Raw genomic sequence first — 25,489 nt, 5'->3', positions numbered from 1 at the left:
CGGTTCAGCAGGGCACGGCCTCGACGAGGCTGTGCGGAGAAGAGGTCGGGACGACGCGCCGGAGCCGCAGGCCCGCCCCGGCCAGCAGTTCGGCGAACTGCTCCTCGGTACGCTCCCGGCCGCCGGAGAGGACGAGCATGGACAGGTCCATGGCCTTCCCCGGGTGGGGCGCGCCGTCCGACGGCAGCACGGACTCGATGAGGAGGAGTTCGGCGTCCTCGCCCATGGCCCTTCGGCAGCTGCGCAGGATGGCGGTCGCGCGCTCGTCGGACCAGTTGTGCAGGACCCACTTCAGCACGTAGAGGTCGCCGCCCGCCGGCACCTCGCGGAAGAAGTCCCCGCCCACCACCGAACACCGGTCCGCCACGCCCTCGTCCCGGAGCCTCTCCCGGGCGGAGTCCGCGACACCGGGGGTGTCGAAAACGACCCCGCTCGCGCCGGGCGCGCGGTGCAGGACCGCGCTCAGCAGGGCACCGGATCCTCCCCCGACGTCGACGATGCGGGAGGCGCCCGCGAAGTCGTAGGCGTCGAGCACCGCGGGCACCGCGACCCGGGTCAGTTCCCGCATCGCCTCGTCGAACAGGCGCCCGTGTTCGGGGTGGTGCGCCATGTAGTCGTAGATGTGCTCCCCCGCGACCACGGGGAAGGTCGCCTCGCCGGTGCTCAGGCTGTGCCGGACTCCCCCCAGGACCAGGGGCGCCACCGTACCCGCCAGGGCCAGGACGGAACGAACGGACGCCGGGTGGTCGGAGCGGAGCGGGCCGCCCGTCTCCGTCAGCTCGAAGACACCGGGCCCGGTCTCGTGGAAGAGGCCGCGGGAGGCCAGCAGCCGCATCATGCGGTGGAGGGCCCCCGGATCGGAGTCCGTGCGCTCCGCCAGGTCCTCGGACGTGCAGGGTCCCGGGGCCAGGAGGTCGGCGATGCCCAGTTCGGCCGCGATCTGCAGCGCCCGGGCGTGGACGATCTCGTCCCCCAGGTCGAGCAGGGCGTAGGCCCGTTCCTGGTCGCTCCTGTCACAGGCCACGCGTTCCCCCCGTCCCGACACCTCGGCACCCCCGTCGGCTGCCTGCCGGACTGCCACCGACTGTAGGTTCCCGCAGGCGGGGGCACCGGCAGGGCCGGCGCGTGGCGTGTCGGGTCCACGCACACCGGGAACACGTGCCCGTCCCAGAACGCGCCGGGCGCGCGAGGCGCCCCTGGTCCGGCGCCGGCAGGACCGGCGCCAGTGACGCGGCCACGACCGATGGAGGGGTCGGCCGATGAGCCCGACCGCGTGGTGGGGGACCTCGGGCACGGCGGCCCGGGGCCCGACGCGGAGCCGTCGGCCCGGGGGACGATCCTGTCATGGGTCATGCCCTGTCGGAATCTTTGCGAATGTCCGGAGGCGGGACCGACCCATAGCGTCTCATTTCCGTCCGCACCAGCCCCCTATTCCATGGGGAAAACTGCGGCACCGCCCTTCGCCGAATATCACCAGTGTGGATGCACCGCCGTTCCGCCGCTGTCCGTATGTGGCCACCCCCTTGACCGAGGACGGGCCCTACCATAATTTTTACCCAATAACCTCAGGGTTGAATTTGGAGGCCGACGATTTCCACTCATCCCCCCTCGGCGTCTCCCCTGGAAGCCTATGAAGGGCTCGCCAGCCAATACGACGCGACCTCGAGAACTTCCGACTACCACCGTTGGATGAATCTTTTCAGTGATCTCCTGAAAGAATTCAACGTCCCGGGGGAACGGCTGGTCGACCTCGGCTGCGGCACCGGCAACAGCTCCGTGGAACTCCAGAAGAGCGGATACAGGGTCACCGGAGTCGATCTCTCCCCCGCGATGGTGGCGGCGGCCAGGGGCAAGGAGGAGATGCGGGGGATCGATTTCCTCGTAGGAGGGTTGACCGACCTCCCCATCCCTGATGCGCAATTCGATGCCGCCGTTTCCGCGGGCGAGGTGTTCCACTACCTCTCCGACGACGGGGAGTTGGACGCGGCTTTCGCCGAGGCCGCGCGGGTGCTGGCTCCCGCCGGCCTTCTGATCGTGGAAGTGAACACCGAACTGTCCTTCCGTGTGCTCTCCCGGGCCCCCAACATCCGCAGGTCGGACGACGGGTTCATCTCCTTCTCACCGCTGGCGCCGACCGACTTCTCCCCCGGCGAGGCCATCGACCTCGAGGTGGACTCCTTCGCGCGGGTGGCGGGCGACCTCTGGGAGCGTTCCGTCACACGGCACCGGCTGCGCCACCTGACGCACGAGCGCGTCCTCGCGAGCCTCGCCTCCGCCGGCCTGGAGTTCGTCTCCGTCCGGGGCTTCCACGGAGGGGCCCTGGAGGACGGCCTGGACGACGGAAGACACCCCAAGGCTCTGTACGTCGCCCGACGTACAGGTTCCGTGGCTTGACCGCGGAAATCCCCCGGTTGGAACCCGGTTCCAACAGCTAAGGAGAAGGCCATGATCAAGATCGAGCCCGTCGAAGAGCTGACCATCATCATCCAGTTCAGCCCCAGCTAGCACGCGGCCCGAGGAGGTCGGCCCCCTGGCGGGGCCGACCTCCTCTTTTTACAGGGAGCACCACTGTGAAGTACAGGTCGGCGAAACACCTCGAATGCTTCTGGGACGCATCCGGTTTCTTCGTCAAGAACCCTCTGACCAAAGCGAAGATCAGCACCGACCCGATCACCGCGAGCGTCCTCCACAGCTTTTCCGAGCTGCGGTCCGTTTCTGACGTCGCCCAGGATCTGGGGCTGGACGAGGACGTCCTGAAAAGTGCGGCGTCCTCCCTTTCCTCCCTCGGTTTCCTCGAATCCGAGGAGCAGGGCGGGCACGAAAGCGCCGCAGAGGGGCTCGACGCCTGGGCGCCCTGGGGAAGGGAAGGCCTCTCTTTCCACTTCTCCACGAGGGACGCCCCTTTCACGCCGAGCACCGACGAGATCCGGGAGGAGATCACCAAGGACCCGTCGCCTCCCCTGTTCAAGGAATACAAGGACGCGGACAGGATTTTCCTCCCCCGCTACCAGGAGGATCCCGGCCGCTCCTACCGGGAGGTCCTCTACCGGAGGAGGACCCATCGGGACTTCGTCGACGCGCCTCTCGGACGGGAGGTCTTCTCGACCCTCATGGCGATGACCTTCGGCGTGAAGGACTTCATCGACGCCCAGCAGTTCGGCGCCCTCATGCTGCGCACCAGCCCCGCCGGGGGCGCCCGCCACGAACTGGAGGCGTACACGGTCGTCACCGGCGTGGCCGGGATCGCCCCGGGGATCTACCACTACAACGTCCGGGAGCACTCCCTGGAACTGCTCCGGGAGGGCGAGTTCCGGGACAGCCTGACCCGTGCGTGCGACTCGCAGTCGGGGGTGGGCGAGGCGCCCTTCTCCGTGGTCCTGACCGCGGTCGTCCCACGCCTGAGCTTCAAGTACCGGCATCCTCGCGCCTACCGGGTCATGCTGATGAACTCCGGGCACCTCGGCCAGACCTTCGTCCTGACGGCGACGGCGCTGGGGCTGGGCCCCTTCCAGACCGCGGCCTTCAACGACTCGGCCGTCGAGGAGCTGCTGGGCGTCGACGGGGTCCGGGAGACCGCGCTGTACGTCCTCTCCGCCGGCGTCCCCGCCGTGGACGCCGACGGGGACGTGATCCTCTCCCACCCGCCGATGAGTCTGGAGGGCTCCCGGAAGGCCAGGTTCGAGTAAGCCCATGGACATCGACTCCTCACAGGCCAGGGGCGATCCGCCGGCGGTGGGGCTGGGGGGAGCCTTCCACCGCTTCTGGGCCGGACACACGTCGGCCAACCTCGGCGACGGCGTCCTCCTGACCCTCTTCCCGCTCATGGCCGCGGCCCTGACCTCCGACCCCCTCGCGGTCTCGATGCTGACCGTGGCGGCCTACACCCCCTGGCTGCTGTTCGGCCTGCACGCCGGGGCGCTGATCGACCGGATCGACAAGCGCCGCGCCATGGTCGTCGGCAACCTCCTGCGCTGCGCGCTGCTCGGGGTGCTGGCGGTGGTCTCCTGGTTCGGCCCGGTCCCCGTCTGGGGGTTGTGCCTCTTCGTCCTCGCCCTGGCGGTCTGCGAGGTCTTCCACGACGGCTCGGCACGGGCGCTGCTGCCCGCACTGGTCGCTCGGAACCTCCTGATCAGAGCCAACAGCCGTCTGCAGGGGACGCGTGTGGTGGCCTCGGACTTCCTCGGCGGTCCGATCGCGGGGCTGCTGTTCGCCCTCTCCACGGGGACGGCGCTGCTGTTCAACGCGGGGGCCTACCTGGTGGGGGCGCTGTTCCTGCTCTCCGCGGCCGTCGCGGCCCGTTCCCTCGGCGGTGAGGAGAGGGACGAGGGCGAGCGGCCCCCGGACCCGGAGCGCGCCTCGCTGACCCGCGAGGCGCTGGACGGGCTCCGGTTCGTCAGGGACGACCGCGTCCAACGGGGGTTCGCCGCGGCCGCCGCCTTCTCCGGGTTCGCCACCGGCGGGGTGTCGGCCATCCTGGTGCTCTACGTGACCCGGACCCTCGACGTCCCCGAAGCACTGTTCGGGGTCTACACGATGCTGTCCCCGGTGGGCGCGCTCGCGGCCTCGTTCCTGTGTGCCCCGTTGGGGCGGTGGTGCGGCCACGGGCCCCTGCTCGTCTTCGCCCACGTCCTCGGTGGCGGGGCCCTGCTGACCATGGGACTCTTCCCCCACGTCGTCGTGGGGGCGCTCGCACTCGGTGTGTTCGGCCTGGCGGCGACGACGATCGCCGTGAGCGCCGCCTCCATCCTCCAGGCGGTGACGCCGATGCCGGTCCTGGGGCGCGCGTCCATGGCCCGCATGCTCCTCGCCCAGGCCTCCGTCCTCCTGGGGGTCTTCACCGGCGGCCTGCTGGGAGGGTTCGGGCTCCACGTGCCGTTCGTCGCCGCAGGAGTGCTGCTCCTGGCAGCGCCCCTGGTGTTCGGCCGCGTGTTCCGGGAGGGGGCGAGGCGCGCCGCGGTGTGACCGGCCCTGGACCAGGGGCCTTTCCGAGCGCTCGGTACCCAGGCCGCGGCTCCACTTTCCCATGCGGCGCGTGTCATCAGGCCACGAAGAAAGCGGCGGGAACACACGGAGAGCTTCTCGCGCGACTCACCGAACACAGGAGAGCAGCGCGGCTAACCCAGAAGCTTCTTCTCCCTGGCCCACTGCTCGAACCCGCCCTTGGGAAAGGGCAGCCGCATACCGGACTCGTGGAGGTCGTCGACGAGCACGGAGGCTCCGGTGACGGTGCAGTCCCCCCGACCGCAGGCGTCGGCGATCAGGCCGACCGTTCCGCGGACGCTCAGGCCGTACTGCGTGGCGACCTTGCGCGCGTTCTTGTCGTCCAGGACCAGGACCCCGCCGTGGAGTTCGGCGTAGGCGCACAGCGTGGTCTCCCCGATGTTGTGGTCATCGTCCAGACCCATGCGTGCGCTCCACTCGCCGTAGGCCACGAGGAACATCAGCGAGTCGGTGGGAACGACCGTGAGCCACGCGGCTGCCACGACCTCCGAGCGGGCACCGGGATGCCTGCGGCCGACCTCGTCGATCACGGCCTGGGTGGTCAGGCACGAGGATCCGCTGACCAGGTCGCCCAGGACGTCGAGACGGTCGGCCTTCGCGGCGTGCAGCAGCGGGGAGGCGTCGAACAGCAGTGGGACCGGGACCGCGGGGGGAGGAGTCAATCCGTTGCTTCCTCGGTGAGGGCTGCGAGCGAGACCTGGCCGCGCAGCATCTCCACTGCCCGGTGGGGAGTGATCTTATCGGTCGCCATCGCCATCACCACCGCGGAGGCGTAACCCGGGGGAACCCGGATGGAGGCGAGGTCGGGCTGGGGTTTCCACCCCAGGGCGTCCTTGAACTCGACGTCCGTCGGCGTGCGGGTCCGCAGCCTGCGCACCTCTTCCGGTGCGACCTCCCCGGTGCGCCGGAGCTGGGTCACCGCCAGCCCCCAGGAGACGCGGTAGGTCGCCGACAACCGGACCAGCTCACGGCGCCGGGACTTCTCGCCGTCCTGCTCGACGGCCGACCCCATCTCCGAGGTCGGCAGGAGGAACTCGGCCGCGAACGCCTCCACCACCTTCTCACGGTCCTCCCGTGAGGCGTGTACACCGAGGTCGCTGGAGAACTCGTCCCCCAGGACCATGTGCCCGAGCTCGTGCGCGGCGGTACTGCGCCTCCGCCCGGGTGCCTGCTCCTTGTTGACCACGGCCACCGCGACATCCCCGTCCACCAGGGAGGCGCCGTCCGAGGGCAGCGGGACGACGGCGGTGAACTGCCCCGCCTGCTCGCACACGGCGGAGACGGACTCGATGGGACCCGTGCCCAGATCCAACCGGTCGCGCAGCCACAGGGCCGACCGGCGCGCCTCTTGCGCGCCCCGCACCTGCTCGGGGTACAGGAGCATCCGTCGTGGTTCCAGGACTCCGAACCCGATGAGTCGGCGTACGTCTCTCAGCCACTCGGAGAGCAGCGCCTCGGTCCGATAGGCGTCGCGCGCAGCCCGGCTCTCCCCGATGTCTCCGCCGTCGGCAATGGCAGCCCTGCGGGAGACGACCTCAGGGGCGGGGTGGAGAAAATGAGACAGAGGATAGTCGAGCGCGCGGGCGAGGCGGGTGAGTTCGACCGCGTCGATACGGCGCTCACCGTTCTCCAGTTTGGAGACCATGCTGCGCTCCAAGCCGACTCTTTCGGCGAGGAGGTGCTGGGAGAGTCCGGCGGCGGCCCTGCTCTCCCGTACACGCTCGCCGATCTGCGCCCAACTCAGCTCTTCCCTCATATGTGCGATCTTCGCACAAGGGTCTTGGACGTGTCGCCGTTGTCGACAGTAAAAATTCCGTTGTTTTGCAGCCCCGGCTCCGCCGCAGCCGGTGTCCGCGATCGAACCGCCGTGGCCCGCCGTTCCGCGTCCGGCACCGCACCCGTCTTCGGCCGGCACCGCCTCTTCCCGTCGGCGGGCGGCAGGCGCCGTGCAGGCGGCCGGTGCGCGCGGCGTCGGTACCGTGTCGGTGCTCGGAACGCCCACCGTCCGCCGACACCTCCCACCTGCGGCGATCCGCGGGCGGACAGACGTGACCCCTCGCGTTTACCCGCTTTGCCACCCGTTGAACCATCGACTTCCGACCTCTATCGTGCATGAGTCGCATCAATCGTTCATTGAACGATTGATCCGTTCGCAGCACACCACGGAGGGGAAAACATGCCGCGTTCACCGGGGGCCGAGGGCGCCCCGCCGCGGATCCCGCGCAGAACGGCACTGCTGGGGGGAGCCGGGGCGCTCGGGGCCGCGGTCCTGCTCCCCGGCTGCGCCGCGTCCGGGCCGCAGGCGGCTCCGGCGCTGCCCGAGGCCGCCGCCACGGGCGCCACCGCCGACGGCGGCGTGCTGCGCATGGCCCGGCCGCCGGCGTCGCAGGCCGAGACCCTGGACCCGGCCAGCTCCCTGTCGGCCTACGAGTACCTGGGCGCCCTGTACAGCCGGCTGGTCCGGATGGACGCGGAGGGGCAGACCGTGCCCGACCTGGCCACCGGGTGGGAGTCGGACGACGACGGCCTGGTGTGGACCTTCCGGCTGCGCGACGGGGTCCGCTTCCACGACGGCCGCGGCTTCACCTCCGCGGACGCCGCCTACACGCTCCGCCGGATCGTCGACCCCGACCTCGCCTCGCCGCAGGGGACGGTCCTGGGCCCGCTGGTCGAACCGGGCCGGGTGCACACCCCCGAGCCGGGCGTGCTGGTCGTCGAGCTGACCACGCCCAACTTCGAGTTCCCGGCGCTGCTCACCAACTACCACTGCTACGTCGTCCCCGACGGGGACGGCGACACGGTCGGCGCGACCGGCATCGGCACCGGGCCCTTCCGGCTCGACTCCTTCTCCCCCGGCGGCCGGGGCCGCGTCGTCGCCTACGACGACCACTGGGAGGGGCCGCCCGCCCTGGACGCCATCGAGATGTTCTCGATGACCGACATCCAGGCGCGGACCAACGCGCTGCTGGCCGGCCAGGTCGACCTGATCTCGCAGACCAACCTGGACTTCGCCACCGCCCGCGTCGTCGAAGCCTCCGAGCGCGCGACCATCGCGCGCTCGGTCAACGCCCAGTGGTACGTGCTGCCCATGCTCACCACGGCCGAGCCGTTCACCGACGCGCGCGTGCGCCGGGCGATGAAGCTGGCCTACGACCCGCGGCACGTCATCGACGTGGCCCTGCAGGGCACCGGCGTACCGGGCAACGACAACCCGGTCCCGCCCGGCACGCCCTACTGGACCGACTACGCGCTCGAACGCGACCCGGACCGGGCCCGCGCCCTGCTCGCCGAGGCCGGGCACGAGGGCCTGAGCCTGGAGCTCTACACCTCCGCGTACGACCCGGTGTTCACCCCGATGGCGCTCGCCTACCGCGACTCCGCGGCCGAGGCCGGGATCGACATCACCGTCCGCAACACCTCGGCGGACTCCTACTACACCCAGATCTGGATGCAGAAGCCGCTGATGGCGACGTACTGGTACACGGGGCGTCCGGCCGACCAGCTGCTCAACCAGGTCTTCCGCAGCGGCTCCTCCTACAACGAGACCGCCTGGTCCGACGGCGCCTTCGACGACCTGCTCGACGCCGCCCGCGCCACCGCCGACGAGGACCGCCGCCGCACCCTGTACCAGGACGCCCAGCGCATGGTCGTGGACGAGGGCGGCGCGATGACCCCGATGTTCGCCGACCGGCTGGTGGGCCTGTCCCGGGACGTCCTCAACTACCACGAGTCCGGTTTCGAGTTCGACTACCTCAACATCGGATTGAGGCCCTGATGATCGTCTACATCTCCAGGCGGCTGCTGTCCGCGGTCGTCACCGTGCTCCTGGCGTCGGTGATCGTGTTCGCCGCCGTGCAGCTGCTCCCGGGCGACGTGGCCACGCAGGTGCTCGGCCAGGACGCCACCCCCGACGCCGTGGCCGCGCTGCGCGAGCAGATGGGCCTGAACCGCCCGGCCGTCCTGCGGTTCCTCGAATGGATCACCGGTGCGGTGCGCGGCGACTTCGGGGTGTCCCTGGTCTCCGGCGAGCCCGTCTCCGCGACCCTGTGGCTGCACCTGCGCAACACGATACTGATCGCGGTCGCCACCATCGCCGTCGCGGTCACCTCCTCGATCGTGCTGGGCGTCGTCGCCGGCCTGTACCGGGACCGCTGGCCGGACACGGTGATCTCCACCCTGACGCTGATCGGGATGAGCGTGCCGGAGTTCGTCGTGGCGACCCTGCTCGTGCTGGCGCTGTCCATCACCGTGCCGGTCCTGCCCGCCGTGGTCCTGGACGAGGCGTCCGCGCCGGTCGCCGACCTGTTGCCCGCGGTCGTGCTGCCGACCATCGCGCTGTCGGTGGTGATGACCGCCTACATCGTGCGGATGACCAGGACCAGCGTCATCGACGTCATGGAGAGCGAGTTCGTGACCACCGCGCGGCTCAAGGGCCTCGGCACGGGCCGGGTCGTGGTGCGCCACGCCCTGCCCAGCGCGCTGCTGCCCACGCTGAACGTGATCGCGATGAACGTGGCGTGGCTGGTCGGCGGCGTGGCCGTGGTCGAGAACGTCTTCAACTACCCCGGCGTCGGCCGGATGCTGCTGGAGGCCGTGCACAACCGCGACCTGCCGGTCCTGCAGGCCATCGCCGTGGTCAGCGCGACCGTGTACGTGCTGTGCAACCTCGCCGCCGACCTGGGGGCGATGGCGCTCAACCCGCGCCTGCGCACCGGAGAGAGGAGCGCCCGATGACCGGGTCCCCGCACGGGGCCTCCGGGCCCGCCGAGACGACCGGGACGGTCCGCGCGACGCTGCGCTCGCTGGCGCGGTCCACCCCCGCCGTGGTCGGCCTGTCCCTGGTCGCCCTGCACGTGCTGCTGGCGCTGTTCGCACCGCTGCTCACCTCCTACTCCCCCACCGCCAACGACCCCGGCGGAGCCCTGCTCGGGCCGGGCGCCGACCACTGGGCGGGCACCGACTCCTACGGCCGCGACGTGGTGAGCCGGGTGCTGTACGGCGGCCGCTACGCGCTGACGGTGTCCTTCGCCGCGACCGCCTGCGCGGTGGCGCTCGGCACCGTCGTGGGCTGCGCGGCCGCGCTCAGGGGCGGCCGGCTGGACGACGCGCTGATGCGCGTGCTGGACGCGATCCTGGCCATCCCGCCGATCCTGGCGCTGCTGGTCGTGGTGACCGTGCTCGGGGCGGGCCCGGCGGTGATCGTCCTCGCCGTGACCGTGGTCTACGCGCCCCAGGTGGTGCGCGTGGTGCGCGCCGCGGCGCTGGGGGTGGCACCGCTCGACTACGTGACCGCCGCGCGGGCGCGCGGTGAGCGCACCGTCTCCATCCTGGTCCGCGAGGTCCTGCCGAACATCGCCCACGTGGTGTCGGTGGAGTTCGCGATGCGGGCCTCATGGGTCGTGCTGCTGATCAGCTCGCTGTCCTTCCTCGGGTTCGGCGCCAACCCGCCCACCCCGGACTGGGGGCTGATGGTCGCCGAGAACCGCACCGCCATGGTCGTGGTGCCGTGGGCGACGCTCGCCCCGATCATCGCCCTGGCGACCCTGGTCGTCGGGCTGAACCTGTCCGCCGACGGCCTGTCCCGGGCCTGGGGCGTCGACCGCGCGAAGGAGAGCTCATGAGCGGCATCGAGTCCGGCCCCCTGGTGCGGGTCGAGGGGCTGTCCGTGGCCTACCGTTCCGGCGGCGCCGACGTGACCGTGGCCCGCGAGGTGACCTTCGAGGCGGCGGCCGGGGAGACGGTGGCCGTGGTCGGCGAGTCCGGCAGCGGCAAGTCCACCGTCGCCGGGGCCCTGCTCGGCCACCTACGGCACGGCTCCCGGGTCACCGGCGGCCGGGTCCTGGTCGACGGCAAGGACGTCCTGTCCCTGGACCGGCGGGGCCTGCGGGAGCTGCGCACCCGCGACATCGCCATGGTGGGGCAGAACGCGGGGCACGCGCTCACGCCGTCGATGCGCGTCGGCGCCCAGATCGGGGAGTCCCTGCTGTCCCAGGGGCTGACGCGCGCGGAGCGGGGCGAGCGGGTCCGCTCCCTGGTGGAGAAGGTCGGGCTGCCCGACCCCGGGGGGATCGTGCGCCGGTACCCGCACCAGCTCTCCGGCGGGCAGCAGCAGCGGGTGGCGATCGCCATGGCGCTGGCGGCGCGCCCCAAGGTGCTGGTGCTGGACGAGCCCACGACCGCTCTGGACGTGGTCACCCAGGCGCGGATCCTGGACCTGGTGGCCGGACTGGGCGAGGAGTTCGGCCTGACGTCGGTCCTGGTCAGCCACGACCTGGGGGTCGTCGCACGGATGGCCGGACGCGTCGTGGTCATGCGGGAGGGCGAGGTCGTGGAGGCCGCCGTGGCGGCCGAGCTGTTCGACGCGCCGCGGCACCCGTACACGCGCCGCCTGCTCGCGAGCGTTCCCCGGATCGGCGACCGGGGGCTGGCCGAGGTCGCCGAGGACGGGACGCGGACCGTGCGCGAGCGCGTGCCGGTCCCCGACGACGCGCCCGAGGTGGTGTCCCTGCGCGACGTCACGATCGACTACGGCGCGCACCGGGCCGTCGGCGGCGTCTCGCTCGGGTTGCGCCGGGGCGAGGTGCTGGCCCTGGTCGGGGAGTCGGGCAGTGGGAAGTCGACGCTGGCCTGGTCCCTGGCGGGCCTGCGCGCACCGTCCTCGGGGACCATGCGGCTGCTCGGCGCGGATTCCGGGGGCGACGACCGCACCGGGGACGGGGGCCGGGACGGCGAAGGCGACCTGGCCGTGCGTGCGCGGCAGCGCCCGCCGGGCGTCCGCCGCCGCGTCCAGCTCGTGTTCCAGAACGCCGACACCTCCCTCAACCCGCGGAGGATCGTCCGCGAGGCCGTGCGCCGGCCGCTGCGGTTCTTCGGCCTGGCCGAGCGGTCCCGCGCCGACGACCGGGCGCGCGAGCTGATCGCGGACGTCGCCCTGGACCCGGCGCTGTCGGACCGGCTGCCCGGACAGCTCTCCGGCGGGCAGCGCCAGCGGGTCGGCATCGCCCGCGCCCTGGCCGGGGACCCGCGCGTGGTGGTCGCCGACGAGGTCACCACGGCGCTCGACGTGTCGGTCCAGGCGGCCGTGCTCGCGCTGCTGGACGACCTGCGCACCGAGCGGGACCTGGCGTTCGTGTTCATCAGCCACGACCTAGCGGTGGTGCGCGGGATCGCCGACCGGGTCGCGGTGATGCGGGACGGGCTGGTCGTGGAGGAGGGCCCGGTCGCGGCGGTCTTCTCCGGGCCCAACCACCCCTACACCCGGCGGCTGCTGGACGCGGTCCTGGAACCGCGGCCGGTCGGGGAGGGCGCCGGCGCGACCGCGCAGGCGCCCGGGCCGGCCGGGGCCACGGCCGCCCCGCCCCGGGACCTGGCGGAGGTTCCCGACCCGGAGTGGATCGACCTGGGCGGGGGCCACCGGATCCGCCGGTGGGACGCCGACGGGACCGGCCCGCGGTCCTGACACACGGTTCCCGACACACGAACGGCCCCGTCACGCACGGGCCCACACGAGAGACGAACGGGGGAGCATGCGCTACCGAGAGGACTTCGCGCGCGAGGTCGAGGTCCGCGAGGACTGGATCCCGATGGCCGACGGCACGCGGCTGCACGCGCGCGTGTGGCTGCCGGCGGACGCCCTGGCGGACCCCGTCCCGGCGCTGCTGGAGTACCTGCCCTACCGCAAGGGCGACTGGACGTCGCCGCGCGACGCCCAGCGCCACCCCTACTACGCGGGCCACGGCTACGCGTCGGTGCGGGTGGACCTGCGGGGGTCCGGGGACTCCGAGGGCGTGATGCTCGACGAGTACGCCGAGCAGGAGACCGCCGACGGGGTCGCGGTCGTGGAGTGGCTGGCCGCGCAGCCCTGGTGCACCGGCCGGGTGGGGATGTTCGGCATCTCCTGGGGAGGGTTCAACTCGCTCCAGATCGCCGCCCGGCGCCCGGAACCGCTCAAGGCGATCGTCACGGTGTGCTCGGCCGACGACCGCTACGACAACGACGTCCACTACATCGGCGGCTCGGTGCTGGGCATCGACATGGCCGGCTGGTCCGGCACGATGCTGGCGTTCACGTCGCGTCCGCCGGACCCGATCACGGTCGGCGACGCGTGGCTGCCGATGTGGAAGGAGCGTCTCGACGCGCTGGAGCCGTTCGTCCACACCTGGCTGGACCACCAGACCCGGGACGACTACTGGCGGCACGGCAGCGTGTGCGAGGACTACTCCGCGATCGACGCCGCGGTGCTGGCCGTCGGCGGGTGGGCCGACCCCTACCGGGACACCGTGCTGCGGCTGGTGGAGCACCTGCCCGGCCCGGTGCGCGGACTGCTGGGGCCCTGGGCGCACCAGTACCCCGACATCGCACGGCCGCCCGGCCCGCACATCGGCTTCCTCCAGGAGACCCTGCGCTGGTGGGACCACTGGCTCAAGGACGCGGACAACGGCGCCATGGACACCCCGCGGCTGCGGTCGTGGGTCCAGGAGCCGGTGCCGCCCGCGACCGCCTACACGGAGCGGCCCGGCCGCTGGGTCACCGACGACGCCTGGCCCTCCCCGGCGACCCGCTGGTCCGAACGGCCCCTCGGCGCGGCGGGCGGCGCACCGGTGACGGTGCACAGCCCCCAGCACACGGGCGTCGACGCGGGCCGCTTCTTCCCCTACGGCAACGCCACCGACCTGCCCCCCGACCAGCGGGAGGAGGACGGCAGGTCGACGTGCTTCGACGGCGAGCCGCTGGCCGAGCGCGTCGAGGTCCTGGGCCGGGCGCGGGTGCGCCTGCGCCTGGACGCCGACAAGCCCCGGGGCACCGTGATCGTACGGGTGTGCGACGTCGCCCCCGACGGGGCCTCGACCCTCGTCACCCGCGGCGTGCTGAACCTGGGCAGCCGGTACGGCCGGGACAGGTCGGCGCCGTGGGAGCCCGGAAACCCCGAGGACGTGGAGGTGGAGCTCACCGGGACGGGGTACGCGTTCCCCGCCGGGCACCGGATCCGCGTCGCGGTGTCGACCGCGTACTGGCCGTGGGTGTGGCCGCAGCCCGACGACCCGGCCCTGACCGTGTGGCCCGACCGGAGCGCGCTGCTGCTCCCGGTGCGGCCCGCGGGCACGGACGAGGGGCGCGCGCCGGTGGAGTTCGAGGAGCCGGAGCAGGCGACGCCGCTGGCGGTGGAGCTGGGCGCGTCGGAGGCCCGGCCCGAGCGCCTGGTGTCGCACGACGTCGGGACCGGCGAGTGGGTGCTCGACGTCGACCCCAACTACGGGGGGACGCGCACCTACCCCAACGGTCTCGTGTACACGGAGAAGGCGCGGGAACGGTACCGGATCCGGGTCGACGACCCGTTGTCGGCCATGGCAGGATCCGAGTGGGAGATCACCATGCGCCGGGAGGACTGGGACGTTTCCGTGCGGACCTCGAGCGAACTGACCGCCACCGCGGACCACTTCGTCGTGCACAGCACGGTGGAGGCCCGCTCCGGCGGCGAGGTCGTCGCCACCCGGCGCTGGGAGCGCGAGATCCCCAGGACCGCGGGATGACCGGCCCTGCCGAGGGGCCGCCGGTCGCCGGGGCGGCGGGGGCCAGGCGCCGCGCGGTCGCGCCGGACAAGCGCACCCGCCAGCCCACCGAGGTGCGGCGGCGGCTCATCCTGGAGGCCGTCGTGCCGCTGGTGATCGAGCACGGGGCGAGCCGGGTGGGCGTGCGCGACATCGCCCGCGCGGCGGGGGTGTCCGTGGGCACGGTCACGTACCACTTCGGCGGTGTGCGGGAGATCCTCAGCGAGGCGGTGTCGATCGAGATCGACTCCTACTACCGCCCGCTCGGCGAGCGGATGCTGGCCTGCCCCACCGCCGCGGAGGGGCTGACCACGCTCGTCGAGGGCGTGTTCAGCCCGGAGACCGACCGGCACTGGCGGCTGTGGTTCGACAACTGGGCGGCCGACGCCAGCCTGGAGCCGGACTCGCGCCAGCACCGCCGGTACGAGGAGTGGTCGGACCGGGTGGCCGAGCTGATCGCCCGGGGCCGCGACCGGGGGGAGTTCCGCTGTCCCGACGTCGCCGAGACCACGACCCGCTTCAACGCCCTGGTCGACGGTCTGGCCCTGCGCCGCCTGCGCGGCGCCCCGCCGCTGAGCATCGAGCAGGCCCGCGCGCACCTGCGCCGGTTCCTGACCGGGGAGCTGGGCCTGGAGCCCTCCCCGGCCTGAGCCGCACGGGACCGCTCCCTCCCCCGCCGCTCGGGCGGGAGGGGGCGGTCCCGGCGGCCTGCGCCGTCCGATCCGGTTCGCGGGGGGTCGGGGCCGTGTCCGGGCCGACCGCATCGTCCGCGATCCGCTGGGGCCGCGGGGAGCACACGGCGGAGGCCGGGGCAGGAAGGCCTCGGATCAGGTCAGTACCGCGACCACCACATTCAGGTCCCCGCACCGGGCGCGGAGCCGCGACCTGCCCTCGGCCTCGGCGTCCAGCACGTGCGGGACCAGCACCTGCCCGCCCTGGGCCGCACCGGAACCGGTGTTCTCCCCACCGGCTTCCCTGGACACCGCGACCTGCTGGGCCCTGCGCCCCACGACGCGGCCGCCCTCGTGGATCTCCAGCTCCGCCTGCTCCTGCTCACCCACCAGCGCCCGCCGGAAGCACGCGAGCGCCACCCCGTCCCGGGTTCCGTCGTAGACCCAGCGCGGACCGAGGACGGAGTGCTCCAGGGTGCCGACGAGGTGCTCCTCGTGACCGGCGAGGGGAGCGCCCCGGTAGGTCAGCGGCACGTGGAGCAGGCGGTCCCCGCGCCGGACCAGGAACGCCTCCACCCCGACCTCGCCCTCCGGGTCGTCGAACCGGTACGCGCCCAGCACCTCGTCGGTTCCCTGCCCCGCCCACGGACGGCCGTCCAGCCAGGCCCCGATCAGCGCCGGTTTGCTCGGTGTGAGGGTCGCACTGTGAATGATCGCCATGGGCACCAGTATCCGGCAGCGGCTCGGGGGAAACCGGCACGGGTCCGCCCGCGCCAGCACGGCTTCCGGTGGGCTCTCACCCGGTGTCCGCCCTCCCGGCAGCGGCCCCTGGGACCTCGGGGACCCCGAGCGCGAGCAGCGCGGTGTCGTCGTCGAGCCCTTCACCGAAGCCCCAGAGCAGGTCGCTCAGGGCGTTGATCGCCTTGGAGGGGCTGGAGGGGGCGTGTTGCTCGGCGAAGGCGAGCAGGCCGTCCTCGCCGTACAGGGTGTCGCGCCGGGGACCCGTGCGGGCCTCGGTCAGGCCGTCGGTGTAGAGCAGGAGGGTGTCGCCGGGGCCCAGGACGGTCTCGGCCGTGGCGAATCCGGCGCCGGGCAGCACGCCGACGAGCATCCCTCCGGGGGTGTCCAGGAGGTCGACCCGGCCGTCGGCGCGCAGGACCAGGGCCGGCGGGTGGCCGCCCGAGGCCAGGCGGACCCGGGCGGGTCCTCCGTCGCCGTCGGGTTCGAGGATGCCGAGGACGACGGTGCAGTGCCGTGCCTCCTCGTCGTGGGCGTGCCCCTCCAGGAGGACGGTGTTCAGCGTGTCCAGGGCCTCGGCGGGCTCCGAGGTGTGCAGGGCGGCGGCGCGCAGGGCGTACCGGACGCGGGAGGTCAGGGTCGCGGCCTCGGGGCCCTTGCCGCGCACGTCGCCGAGGAAGAACACCCAGCGGGTGTCGTCCAGGTGGATGAGGTCGTAGAAGTCGCCGCCCAGCTGGTCGGGGGAGGCAGGGTGGTAGTAGGAGGCCGCTTCCATGCCCGGCACGGCGGGCAGGCTGTCGGGCAGGAGGGCCTTCTGCAGGACCGTGAGCGCGTCCTTCAGACGGGCCCGGTCGGTGTCGGCCTGCCGGTGCGCCCGGTCGGCCTCGGCACGGGCCCGATCGGCCTCGGTCTGGAGCCGCTCGGCCTCGGTACGGGCCCGATCCGCCTCCCTGCGCCGGTGCAGCAGCTCTTCCTCGTAGGCGCGGCGTTCGGTGGCGTCGAAGACGTTGGTGTGGATCAGCAGCGGTTCGCCCCGGCCGTCGTGCTTGACGACGGAGGAGACGAGCACGGGGAGGCGGGCTCCCCCGGCGGCCCTCATCTCCAGGGCGATACCGCCGGCCTTGCCCCGCATGTACAGCAGCGGCGCGAAGTGCGTCTCGTGGTAGAGCCTGCCGCCCACGGTGAGGAGGTCGCTGAAGCGCATCCGGTCCACCACGGCGTCGCGTTCCAGGCCGAGCCACTCCAGCAGCGTGGCGTTGATCCGGACGATCGTGCCGTCCATGAGCGTCGACAGGTACCCGCAGGGCGCGAACTCGTAGAACTCCTCCGCCCCCTGCTCCAGCAGTGCGCCGACGGCCGTGTCGGGGCGGCCGCTCCTCCCGGACGGTTCGGGTCCCCCGGTCACGGCGTGCTCCGCAGGGTGTCCAGGAAGTCCAGGATCGCCTCCGCGGTGGCCTGGGGTGCGCTCAGCTGCGGGCAGTGGCCGGTGGCCTCCAGCGTGACCAGCCGGGAGGAGGGGATCGACTCGTGGACGAAGGCCCCGACCCCGCGGGGGGCGATGAGGTCCTGGGAGCACTCCAGGACGAGGGTCGGGACCTCCACGCCCTCCAAGTCCGCACGGTTGTCGGACAGGAAGGTGGTGCGGGCGAAGACCCGGGCGATGTCGGGGTCGGTCGCGCAGAAGCTGTCGGTCAGCTCCTGGCCCAGCTCGGGCCGCTCGGGGTTGCCCATGATCATCGGCGCCATGGCCGACGACCAGCCCAGGTAGTTGGACTCCAGCGAGGCCAGCAGCTCGTGGATGTCCTGTGTGCTGAAGCCGCCGCGGTAGTCCCCGTCGTCGATGTAGCGGGGCGAGGGGGTCACCATCACCAGGGCGCCGATGCGCTCCGGCACAGCCCGGACAGCCAGGACGCCGACCATGGCGCTGACCGAGTGGCCCACGAACACGGCCCCTTCGAGGTCCAGCGCCCGGCTCAGCTCCACCACGTCCTGGGCGTAGCCGTCCAGCGAGGAGTACCTCTCCTCGCTCCAGGAGGCCAGATCCGACCCGCCGGAGCCGACGTAGTCGAAGAGCACCACCCGGTACCGCTCGGCGAGGGCCGGCGCCACCAGGCGCCACAGGTTCTGGTCGCAGCCGAACCCGTGGGCGAGGACCACCGTGGGCCCCTCGTCCGTCCCGGTGATCGTCACGTTGTTCCTGCGGAGGACGTCCACCCCGGACACCCCTTCACCTGGTCCAGTCCACCGAAAAAGATATCTGATCCCATCAGACCATATTCGGTGTCAAACCTCGTTTTTCAGACTTCCAAGGATGAGCGGTGACGCGGATCGGCGCCGGGTCCGGGGCCGGTGGGCGTCCTGGCCGGCCTCGCTCACGGGTCGTCGTCCGTCCGGCGCCGCGGCACCCGCCGCCCGTGTCATCCCTGCCGGCCGAGCAGGTCGCGACCACCGGAGTGTTCGGCGCAGGGGTCCGGGTACGGCTCTCGGCTTCCGGCCTGCCACGGTCGGCCCGTCGAACCCGCAGAGTCCCTGCGCTCCCGGTTCCGTCCAGGTAGTCATCGATCGGCCGGCAGTTGGCCGGTCCGCTGTGAGCCTCCTGCACGCCCTCTGCCGGTCCTGCGTGCGAACCGTGTTTTCTCTGCAGCAGACACCCTGTCAGCAGGTCCCTCTCCCGCCTATATGGCAATACGGGTATCGGATGCCTTTGGTGAGTTGCCCGTGCAATGGCGAACGAAGATGGGCGAGGCCTGCCGCGACATTCGATCGGCCATGATCGCGCTGGAATACCCATGCCTTCCGAAGCGCATGGGGCCGACACGGTTCGGCCCGGGCCGCCCCTTCTCCTGTGCCCTTCCGGAGCAGTACTGGCCGGAATCGGCCACCGATCATCCGCTTGACCTCTGACGACGCGGAAACAGTGATGCATGGGGCGAAACCATGGCAATAGAGTCTGCATCGCCACTAGAAACGCCACCCCGTTCCCACGTCCCGAGGCAGAGGGGAGACCCACGTGTCAGCCTGGAACATCCAGACCGGAGAGGTATTCAGCGTCCTCTCAGGCGTCTCCGGACACATAGGCGACGAAGAGGGAAGCCAAGGGCTCACCTCGCACTTGAATTCGATGGAAACGCATCTGAACGAGGCCAACAGCGCGGCCAACAGCGACCCGATCGGGATGGCCCTCTCCGAGTTCGCCGAGCACTACTTCGACGAGGTCGGCGGCATGGTCGAAAAGAGCGCCAGTGCGGTCGGGGGCGCCAGCGATGCCACCTTGCACTATGTCAACGGCAACCTGCAGATGGCCGCGGACGCCCAGGCCAACGCGGGAGAGATCGCGTAGGAACGCTCCCCCGGCAATCACGCCCACTCCATGAACGTGCCTCCCGAACTCCCCGACGGAGGAAGGGACAGCCTCCATAGCGCCTTCCGGCCCCACGAAACTGCCGCAGGCACTCCTTCTCCGCCGACCCGCACCAAGGTCACAAGACCCTTCCTCCGCGAACGCGACGCAAAACGACACACAGACCGGCCTCGCCCCAGCCACCGCTGAAGTGCACCCCCTACACGGATAGCGAATGCTCAGTGAGTGATGACCTGATCGACCCGGATGCGATCCCCGTCCCCATCGTGAACACCGTGCTGTTGGAAAGCGCGGCCGGCGGCCTCAGGACCGACGGCGAGAACATCGCCGAATCAGGACAGAGCATCAAAAGCTCATGGGCCGGGCTCCAGGCCGTCTACAGCGCGCCCGAGGCCGAGACCCTGTACTCGGCGGTCGACCCCGTCGCCACCACGGGCGACGCGGTGGAAACCGACTTCGGCACGGCGGCGACCGCACTGGAGACCTTCGCCGAGAGGGCACGTGAGCTGCGCTCCGAGCTGGTCCAGGCCCGCCAGGACGCCAGAGACCTGGTCGCGGAGATCCGGAGCGACGACGACTGGGACGACGGCGGCTTCTTCGGCGGCGAGAGCGACAAGGTCGAGGAGCACAACAACCTGCTCAACCACGTGAACTCGCTCCACCAGCAGTACCAGGAGGCCGAACGGGAGTGCGCCAACGCCATCACCGCACTGTTCGGCGGCACCACCTTTATCGCGAGCAACGCCGACGGAACCACCCAGCCCGGTGCCGGCGAGGCCGTCCACGGCTTCGAGGAGGCGCCCGAGGACGTCGGGACCCCGTGGGGCTCCCCCCAGGGCACCGACCACATGTGGTACGTGGACGCGATCCACGGGGGCGGGGACGTCCTCATGGGCAGCCTGGAGGACATGGGCGGCGCGGTCGGGATCCACGGTTCCGAGGGCTGGTTCACCGGCGGCTGGGGGGACAACTTCACCTCGTACTGGGGCGACTCGATCGCGGGCCTCGGAGCCATGACCGGCTTCTACAACCCCCAGACCGGTGAGATGGTGAACAGCCCCGGCGAGTGGTGGGACACCGCCAGGGGCGCCTGGGGCGACGCGATCCACGGTTTCTTCCCCTGGACCGAACTGGGAGAGCGCCCCGGCTACGTGTTCGGCACCGTTCTGACCAACATCGGCATGATCGCGGGTGGCGCGGCGTTGAGCGCCACAGGTGTCGGGGCGGTGGTCGGTGTGCCCATGATCGCCGCCCGGGTGTCGCGCATCCTGGGAGGCGCCGGAACCGGCGACGGCCCCATCAGCGGAGGCATCGACGCGGACGGCTCCGAGGGTTCCGACGGCTCCTCCACCACCGCGAACAACGAGTCCAGCCCCACTCTCAGGCCTGACGGCACCCACCCGGACGCGCCCACAGCACCGGACAGCATCGAGCCCGACGGAAGCGGCGTCCCCGCAGGTCTCGGGGACATGCACGAGTCTCTGAGCGACCTGGAGGCCCATCAGAACCAGGGGCCGCAAGCAGACCCGGCCCCTGCACCGGACAACAGTCCGGATCCGACGCCGGAACCCTCCACACCACCCGCCGAGCCCGCCGCCCCGGAGAGCAACCCCCCGGAACGCCCGGAGTCCGACAGGGACGGTGCCGGTTCTCAGGACGCCGACACACCCGGTCAGCGAGCGGACGAGGATGTGCGGCGCGATCCGACGACCGCAGAGGTCGACGCTGCCTTCTCCGAGATCGCGCGGCGCAACGAGGACCTCGCCGATGACATGGACACCGCCGACGGCGGCCGGATGGCCGAACTCGACGGTGAGGCGCCCTGGACCATCGACGCCCTGGAGAACAGCGGCTCCACCGGACATGGGGACGGCCCCGGCGGCAGCGAGAACTCCCGGGTCCCCGTCACCCCCGACGGCATGGAGATGCACGCCGACGGCACGGTCGACAACAGCGCCGACGGCGACGGACCCCGGCTCGACGAGGGCAGCGATCCGGTCACCGTGCACGAGGACGCGGACCCGAGTGCAGGGGACTCCTCTTCAGGCGGACCCCCGAGACCCCCCGGGCCGCCCGGCCCCTCCGGCCCCGACCGGCCCGAACCAGTTCCGGATCCTGAACAGGAGAAAGCTCTCAGGAAGGCGGACAGCTTTGAAGACGCACTTCGCAACGCAGGGCTGACTGACGAAGAGATCAACCAGTTCCGTGGAGACAACGAACGCGACGGTCGCGGCTGGCAGAGGGCAGCCAAGGCTGTACTCGACAACAAATTCCCGGACAGGAAGAAACTTCGACTTGCCGATATCATGATGCCCGAGGGAATCAGGTTTGCCCTCGACGGAACGACCAGCCCATTCGAATTCGCCTACCGCTATGAGTACTTCAAGGCAACCTTCGACCAAGAAGCACTAAGGATCGAAGCAGAGATCAGGAGCGAACTAGGAGAAGGACCAAGCCAGGTAAACATCCCGAACCAGGCAAAGACAAATGCGGCAAATATAATTCTGAACGGGGAGGTGAATATAGCGGAGCGCCTCGAATTCGATCGCTCCACAGTGCGTGAGATGAGGAGCGAATCTCCGAGAATTGAAACCGATCCCCCGGATCCAGAAATAGCCGACCTGACCCGCTCACAAGCAGGGGAAATCGGCATGGGACCAGAGAGTTCAGCCGCATACCATGCACGAAAGCACCAGCTCGAGATCCCCACGGCGGAAAGGACCGGGGACCCCGTTCGAGACTACTTCAACAGTGCCGAAACCACCATCAGAGAGGGAGAACTGGTGAACTTCACCCGCCTGGAGGACGGCGGAATACACATGACGTTCGAGCGGGTAGTGACCCCCGAACCAATCACACCCACCCCCAGCGGAACGAGGGAAGTCCAGGTCATGGTGGCTCAAGTCTATCTTCGGGAGCACACCGGAGCCGTGATGTCGACCTACGGATCCAAGACGAGAATAGTATAGTAGGAACATGGGACTCCTTGAAGACACCAAAAATCTCATGGAAGAGATTCTATCCAAATTCCAAACCGGAACCGAAAGCCAAAATCCCGAGAACACGGAACAGGGCATTGTTCTTGCTGTAGCTTTGTACGCAGGAGGCGGATTCGTCCTACTCCCGCCAGAGGAGCAAGAATCATTCAGGTCCCGCATATCTGCTGCGTTGAAAGAGGGAAGAAATCTCGCCTCTCTGCTCAGCTACATAAGCCAGTGTGAATACTATTCCCGAATGAGCAGGCTAGACGGCTTCAAAAGGTCATGCCAAATAAGGAGCAACCTTCAGATAATCAATGACGAGTTCGTTCCCTTGACTGCGCTCGTCAGCCCAGTCGACCTTGAAACCCTCGAGGAAGCAGAAGAGACATACAGAGAAGACGCGGACGACATTCCTCCCGTCCCCGAGGAGGAGATACCTGCGTGGATACCTGACTCGCATTGGTGGTGGCACGCCCCGACACGGAAGGACATGAGCCAAGAGGAGATCGACGGAAGACTCCATTATGACTGGCACGATGGGCTGGAATCCTGATGAATTCCGATCGCACGCCGGAGGAGATCGCAGCGGAACGCATCGTCTCTGACCCCGGCTTCGCACAGAGACGCTTGAACGAAGACCTCATCGCAGTTGCGGAGCTGGGACGCACTGGTAGCCAGATCGACCCCCGCACCGACGCCGTCGCCCTGTCCGAGGCCATTCGGATGGCTGCCGACCAGATCGGGTTTGCTTCGCCTGTCGAAGCAGCCACGCAGGCCAAGCGCCGCCTCATCGAACTTCCCGTAGTGGAACGCAAGAGCGGCTCCGCCATCCACGCGTACCACGAGGCCGCCTCCGCAACTATGCGCGATGGCGTGTTGAGCCTCGACGATCTTCTGTCCGACGGAACCCGTGTTCTGGGGTTCCAACGCCAGGGGCAGGAGGCTGAGCTGGTCTCCATCTCACTGTCCGCCCGAATACGTGTGGAACCCGATGGTCAAGTCCACCTCGACAGTTTCGGCTGGCCCGAGTCACCTCAGCACCCCATCCACTCCTTCAACGGAAGCGCAGGAGACCACCTCACCCGGGCCGTGGCCGATCTTTACGATCCGGGCATGCCGTTGGACCGCGCCATGATCATGCTGCTGGGCGCTACCAGGAGTTGGCCCACCGACACTGATACACGCCAGGAACGAACCAGGATCGCCGAGTTGGTCACGCTTCGCAGAGGCGAACTCAACGGTTACGTCAGACAGGCTGAGACATACGCGCTCGCGTCAGCGAGCTCGGGTTGGTACCCGGCGTGCCTGTACCGCTCCGCGCTGGAGAACCTGTTCGAGGCCTTCCTGGGCAGCGTCTCGCTCTCTCTCGTGGACATGGAGGACATCGAAGCCATTGACGAAGAACTACGGAAAGGACTTCCCGAAGCGGAAGCTGCCGTGTCGACTGCAGTGCCTCTGGGCATCCCTCCCCATCACTGGTGGTGGGGGACCGCAACGCAGTGAGACGAGGAACTCGCTGTTGAGGCGCCCTTGACTCGAGTACACCCCAGAAGAAGCGCCATCAGCTCCACATCACTCTTCACACCGAGACGGTTCACCAGAGATAACTGCTTCGGTACAGCTGTGTCTACGGTGTGGCCGCACCGCGCAGCGGCTCGAAGATCACAGGACTCGACGTGACCGAGCGTCTTTGACTCGAGGAACCCCATGACACATGACGTGGTCGCCCTGCTCGAGAGGGCACCCACCCTGCGCGGCATGACCAGGGCACTGGTCCAGGCGGGACCGGAGCTGCAGGTCCGTGCCGTCGCCGGCGGAGCAGTCGTCCAGCTCCGCGACGCGTCGGGACGCATGGTCGCGGCCGTCCAAGCGGCACAGAGGCTCGCGCTGTCCTCCGAGGCCGACCGCCTGCTCGCCGAGGGGATCGCCGACGACCTGCCAACCCAGCCGTGGTGGGTGGAGGCACGCGGGGCCGAGACCGGCCCGGGAGGGGCGGACACGGCAGGGGCGGTCCGCGGCTTCGCCGGTGCCCTCGTAGCGGAGTTCGGAGGCCTCGTCTGGGAGCCCGAGCGCCGACTCGACCGCGACGATCCCCTGCTGGCCGGGGCCACCGACCACCCCGCGATCACCCGCGTCACGGACCGGGTGGCTCTGGCCGTCCAGGACCGCCCGGTGGTCCCGCTCTCCACATGGCTGGTGGACGCTGTCGCCGAACACGCGAAGGAGGGCCGGGCGTTCCAGCTGGTGACCCCTTCGGGTTCGCGTATCACCCACGCACTGCGTTCGGTTCTGGGCACCCCGATGGCACGCTGGGTGGCCCGGGCTCCGGACGGCCGGTACTACGACGGCTTCTCCGGGGTCCCCCTGGCCTGGAACGGGGAAGCCGGTTTCGTCCGCGACACGACCGCGGCCCCCGAGAACGTGCCGCATTCGGCCTTCCGAGGGGCGGAGGAGGACCGGGGAACCCAGATCCTCGTCGATCTGAAGGTCCTGAACCCCGCCGATGCCGGGCTCCGCCTGGGAAGGTCGGTGGAATTCCTGTCCCGGACCCTGGCCGGCTCCGTACCGGCCCTGTGGGGGACCGGTGAGCCCGCCACCCTGGCCTGGGACCCCGCGGACCTGACCGCGTTGGCCCGCAAACGCGCCCCGGGGAGTTCATGGTTCCTCTTCACCGGCCCACCGAACACCCTCCGCACCGAACCGGTCCGGCCGTTCTCCGGGACCCTGCTCGTCACCCGCGTGCCGGAAGGGGTGAAGGAGAGCATCACGCTCGCTGTGGGACACCCACCCGGCGATGAGCCCGACCTGTCGGTCCTGTCCGCCCTGGTCGAGGAGTTCACCTCACGAGGGGTCCTCCAGACGATCAGCGTGCACCGCCGTACCGGACGGCCGGACCTGGGCTATGAGGCACGCCGGTCCGGGCCCTCCCTGCCGATCGGTCTGGGCATCGGGGTGGAGGGGGTGGCCTCGATCGGGTCGGAGCGGGCCATGGCTGCCCCGGTGCCCGCGGTCACGGTCGGACCGCCCCTGACCCACGCGGTCTGGTACCGGATCGGTGACGGCACCGAAGCCGACTCCCAGGAGCGCTTCCGAGCGCTCCTGGCGCACCTCCGCCCTGAAGGCTCCCCCATCGCCGGACAGCGAGCCGGCGGCTGATCGGCGTTCCCGATGCCGGCCCCGGCCTTTGCA

General features: G+C 70.5%; 20 protein-coding genes. 14 read left to right on the top strand and 6 right to left on the bottom strand.

The features are described 5' to 3' along the window. Positions 1-4 precede the first annotated feature (4 nt). Positions 5-1,024 carry a methyltransferase gene (locus ACIRPH_RS28465; protein WP_402919758.1) on the bottom strand — a complete coding sequence of 340 codons (1,020 nt, stop codon included), beginning with the start codon at positions 1,022-1,024 and terminating at the stop codon, positions 5-7. A 665-nt stretch (positions 1,025-1,689) separates the two neighbouring features. Between ACIRPH_RS28465 and ACIRPH_RS28460 the strand changes: the two genes are divergently transcribed. From ACIRPH_RS28460 to ACIRPH_RS28450, 3 genes are all read left to right on the top strand, one after another. Further along, positions 1,690-2,394, top strand: a complete 705-nt coding sequence (locus ACIRPH_RS28460) for a class I SAM-dependent methyltransferase (protein ID WP_402919756.1) — start codon at positions 1,690-1,692, stop codon at positions 2,392-2,394. A gap of 176 nt (positions 2,395-2,570) precedes the next feature. Further along, positions 2,571-3,686, top strand: coding sequence for a SagB/ThcOx family dehydrogenase (locus ACIRPH_RS28455; RefSeq protein WP_402919754.1), 1,116 nt, complete (start codon positions 2,571-2,573; stop codon positions 3,684-3,686). A gap of 4 nt (positions 3,687-3,690) precedes the next feature. Beyond that, positions 3,691-4,962 (top strand): MFS transporter, encoded by a 1,272-nt coding sequence (locus ACIRPH_RS28450; RefSeq protein WP_402919752.1) that lies wholly within the window; start codon positions 3,691-3,693, stop codon positions 4,960-4,962. A gap of 152 nt (positions 4,963-5,114) precedes the next feature. Here ACIRPH_RS28450 and ACIRPH_RS28445 read toward each other — a convergent pair whose 3' ends face one another. After that, on the bottom strand, positions 5,115-5,663 hold the full coding sequence (locus ACIRPH_RS28445) for a hypothetical protein (RefSeq protein ID WP_402919750.1): 549 nt from the start codon (positions 5,661-5,663) through the stop codon (positions 5,115-5,117). After that, complete coding sequence (locus ACIRPH_RS28440) at positions 5,660-6,757, bottom strand: helix-turn-helix domain-containing protein (RefSeq protein ID WP_402919748.1); 1,098 nt, start codon at positions 6,755-6,757, stop codon at positions 5,660-5,662. The genes ACIRPH_RS28445 and ACIRPH_RS28440 overlap by 4 nt, the downstream gene beginning before the upstream one ends. Before the next feature lie 420 nt (positions 6,758-7,177). Here ACIRPH_RS28440 and ACIRPH_RS28435 point away from each other — a divergent pair, with 420 nt between their 5' ends. The 6 genes from ACIRPH_RS28435 (at position 7,178) to ACIRPH_RS28410 (ending at position 15,199) form a co-directional block, all read left to right on the top strand. Beyond that, the gene (locus ACIRPH_RS28435; RefSeq protein WP_402919746.1) at positions 7,178-8,776 is read left to right on the top strand and encodes an ABC transporter substrate-binding protein; all 1,599 of its coding nucleotides are present in this window, start codon (positions 7,178-7,180) and stop codon (positions 8,774-8,776) included. Continuing rightward, entirely contained in the window at positions 8,776-9,735 is a 960-nt protein-coding gene (locus ACIRPH_RS28430) for an ABC transporter permease (RefSeq protein WP_402919744.1), read from the top strand. Before ACIRPH_RS28435 ends, ACIRPH_RS28430 begins: the two co-directional genes overlap by 1 nt. Further along, entirely contained in the window at positions 9,732-10,622 is an 891-nt protein-coding gene (locus ACIRPH_RS28425; protein WP_402919742.1) for an ABC transporter permease, read from the top strand. Before ACIRPH_RS28430 ends, ACIRPH_RS28425 begins: the two co-directional genes overlap by 4 nt. Beyond that, positions 10,619-12,460, top strand: coding sequence for a dipeptide ABC transporter ATP-binding protein (locus ACIRPH_RS28420; RefSeq protein ID WP_402919740.1), 1,842 nt, complete (start codon positions 10,619-10,621; stop codon positions 12,458-12,460). Before ACIRPH_RS28425 ends, ACIRPH_RS28420 begins: the two co-directional genes overlap by 4 nt. Positions 12,461-12,527: 67 nt before the next feature. Next, the gene (locus ACIRPH_RS28415; protein WP_402919738.1) at positions 12,528-14,531 is read left to right on the top strand and encodes a CocE/NonD family hydrolase; all 2,004 of its coding nucleotides are present in this window, start codon (positions 12,528-12,530) and stop codon (positions 14,529-14,531) included. Beyond that, complete coding sequence (locus ACIRPH_RS28410; protein ID WP_402919736.1) at positions 14,528-15,199, top strand: TetR/AcrR family transcriptional regulator; 672 nt, start codon at positions 14,528-14,530, stop codon at positions 15,197-15,199. The genes ACIRPH_RS28415 and ACIRPH_RS28410 overlap by 4 nt, the downstream gene beginning before the upstream one ends. A 177-nt stretch (positions 15,200-15,376) precedes the next feature. Here the strand turns inward: ACIRPH_RS28410 and ACIRPH_RS28405 are convergent, their stop codons facing one another. From ACIRPH_RS28405 to ACIRPH_RS28395, 3 genes are all read right to left on the bottom strand, one after another. Continuing rightward, positions 15,377-15,940 carry a hypothetical protein gene (locus tag ACIRPH_RS28405; protein WP_402919734.1) on the bottom strand — a complete coding sequence of 188 codons (564 nt, stop codon included), beginning with the start codon at positions 15,938-15,940 and terminating at the stop codon, positions 15,377-15,379. Between the two features lie 76 nt (positions 15,941-16,016). Beyond that, a complete protein-coding gene (locus ACIRPH_RS28400) occupies positions 16,017-17,363 on the bottom strand; it encodes a PP2C family protein-serine/threonine phosphatase (protein ID WP_402919732.1) in 1,347 nt (448 codons plus the stop codon). Next, the gene (locus ACIRPH_RS28395; RefSeq protein ID WP_402919963.1) at positions 17,360-18,172 is read right to left on the bottom strand and encodes an alpha/beta fold hydrolase; all 813 of its coding nucleotides are present in this window, start codon (positions 18,170-18,172) and stop codon (positions 17,360-17,362) included. Before ACIRPH_RS28395 ends, ACIRPH_RS28400 begins: the two co-directional genes overlap by 4 nt. Before the next feature lie 796 nt (positions 18,173-18,968). Here ACIRPH_RS28395 and ACIRPH_RS28390 point away from each other — a divergent pair. The 5 genes from ACIRPH_RS28390 (at position 18,969) to ACIRPH_RS28370 (ending at position 25,456) form a co-directional block, all read left to right on the top strand. Further along, the gene (locus ACIRPH_RS28390) at positions 18,969-19,298 is read left to right on the top strand and encodes a DUF6507 family protein (RefSeq protein ID WP_402919730.1); all 330 of its coding nucleotides are present in this window, start codon (positions 18,969-18,971) and stop codon (positions 19,296-19,298) included. Between the two features lie 242 nt (positions 19,299-19,540). Then, positions 19,541-22,288 (top strand): hypothetical protein, encoded by a 2,748-nt coding sequence (locus tag ACIRPH_RS28385; RefSeq protein WP_402919728.1) that lies wholly within the window; start codon positions 19,541-19,543, stop codon positions 22,286-22,288. 7 nt (positions 22,289-22,295) lie between these two features. Next, the gene (locus tag ACIRPH_RS28380) at positions 22,296-22,853 is read left to right on the top strand and encodes a hypothetical protein (protein ID WP_402919726.1); all 558 of its coding nucleotides are present in this window, start codon (positions 22,296-22,298) and stop codon (positions 22,851-22,853) included. After that, on the top strand, positions 22,853-23,803 hold the full coding sequence (locus ACIRPH_RS28375; protein ID WP_402919724.1) for a hypothetical protein: 951 nt from the start codon (positions 22,853-22,855) through the stop codon (positions 23,801-23,803). Before ACIRPH_RS28380 ends, ACIRPH_RS28375 begins: the two co-directional genes overlap by 1 nt. A 204-nt stretch (positions 23,804-24,007) precedes the next feature. After that, entirely contained in the window at positions 24,008-25,456 is a 1,449-nt protein-coding gene (locus ACIRPH_RS28370; RefSeq protein WP_402919722.1) for a DUF6177 family protein, read from the top strand. The last annotated feature ends 33 nt before the right edge of the window (positions 25,457-25,489 follow it).

This window comes from Nocardiopsis sp. NPDC101807, from assembly GCF_044766605.1.
Classification (GTDB): Bacteria; Actinomycetota; Actinomycetes; order Streptosporangiales; family Streptosporangiaceae; genus Nocardiopsis; species Nocardiopsis tropica.
The sequence above is the reverse complement of the archived record's forward strand: the minus strand, read 5'-3'. Positions and strand labels throughout refer to the sequence as shown.

Bases quoted from the DNA above. Each gene is read 5' to 3' on its own strand.
- ACIRPH_RS28370 (WP_402919722.1), top strand. From the start codon at position 24,008: ATGACACATGACGTGGTCGCCCTGCTCGAGAGGGCACCCACCCTGCGC.
- ACIRPH_RS28425 (WP_402919742.1), top strand. From the start codon at position 9,732: ATGACCGGGTCCCCGCACGGGGCCTCCGGGCCCGCCGAGACGACCGGG.
- ACIRPH_RS28440 (WP_402919748.1), bottom strand. From the start codon at position 6,757: ATGAGGGAAGAGCTGAGTTGGGCGCAGATCGGCGAGCGTGTACGGGAG.
- ACIRPH_RS28435 (WP_402919746.1), top strand. From the start codon at position 7,178: ATGCCGCGTTCACCGGGGGCCGAGGGCGCCCCGCCGCGGATCCCGCGC.
- ACIRPH_RS28450 (WP_402919752.1), top strand. From the start codon at position 3,691: ATGGACATCGACTCCTCACAGGCCAGGGGCGATCCGCCGGCGGTGGGG.
- ACIRPH_RS28405 (WP_402919734.1), bottom strand. From the start codon at position 15,940: ATGGCGATCATTCACAGTGCGACCCTCACACCGAGCAAACCGGCGCTG.
- ACIRPH_RS28420 (WP_402919740.1), top strand. From the start codon at position 10,619: ATGAGCGGCATCGAGTCCGGCCCCCTGGTGCGGGTCGAGGGGCTGTCC.
- ACIRPH_RS28460 (WP_402919756.1), top strand. From the start codon at position 1,690: ATGAATCTTTTCAGTGATCTCCTGAAAGAATTCAACGTCCCGGGGGAA.
- ACIRPH_RS28410 (WP_402919736.1), top strand. From the start codon at position 14,528: ATGACCGGCCCTGCCGAGGGGCCGCCGGTCGCCGGGGCGGCGGGGGCC.
- ACIRPH_RS28375 (WP_402919724.1), top strand. From the start codon at position 22,853: ATGAATTCCGATCGCACGCCGGAGGAGATCGCAGCGGAACGCATCGTC.
- ACIRPH_RS28415 (WP_402919738.1), top strand. From the start codon at position 12,528: ATGCGCTACCGAGAGGACTTCGCGCGCGAGGTCGAGGTCCGCGAGGAC.
- ACIRPH_RS28380 (WP_402919726.1), top strand. From the start codon at position 22,296: ATGGGACTCCTTGAAGACACCAAAAATCTCATGGAAGAGATTCTATCC.
- ACIRPH_RS28430 (WP_402919744.1), top strand. From the start codon at position 8,776: ATGATCGTCTACATCTCCAGGCGGCTGCTGTCCGCGGTCGTCACCGTG.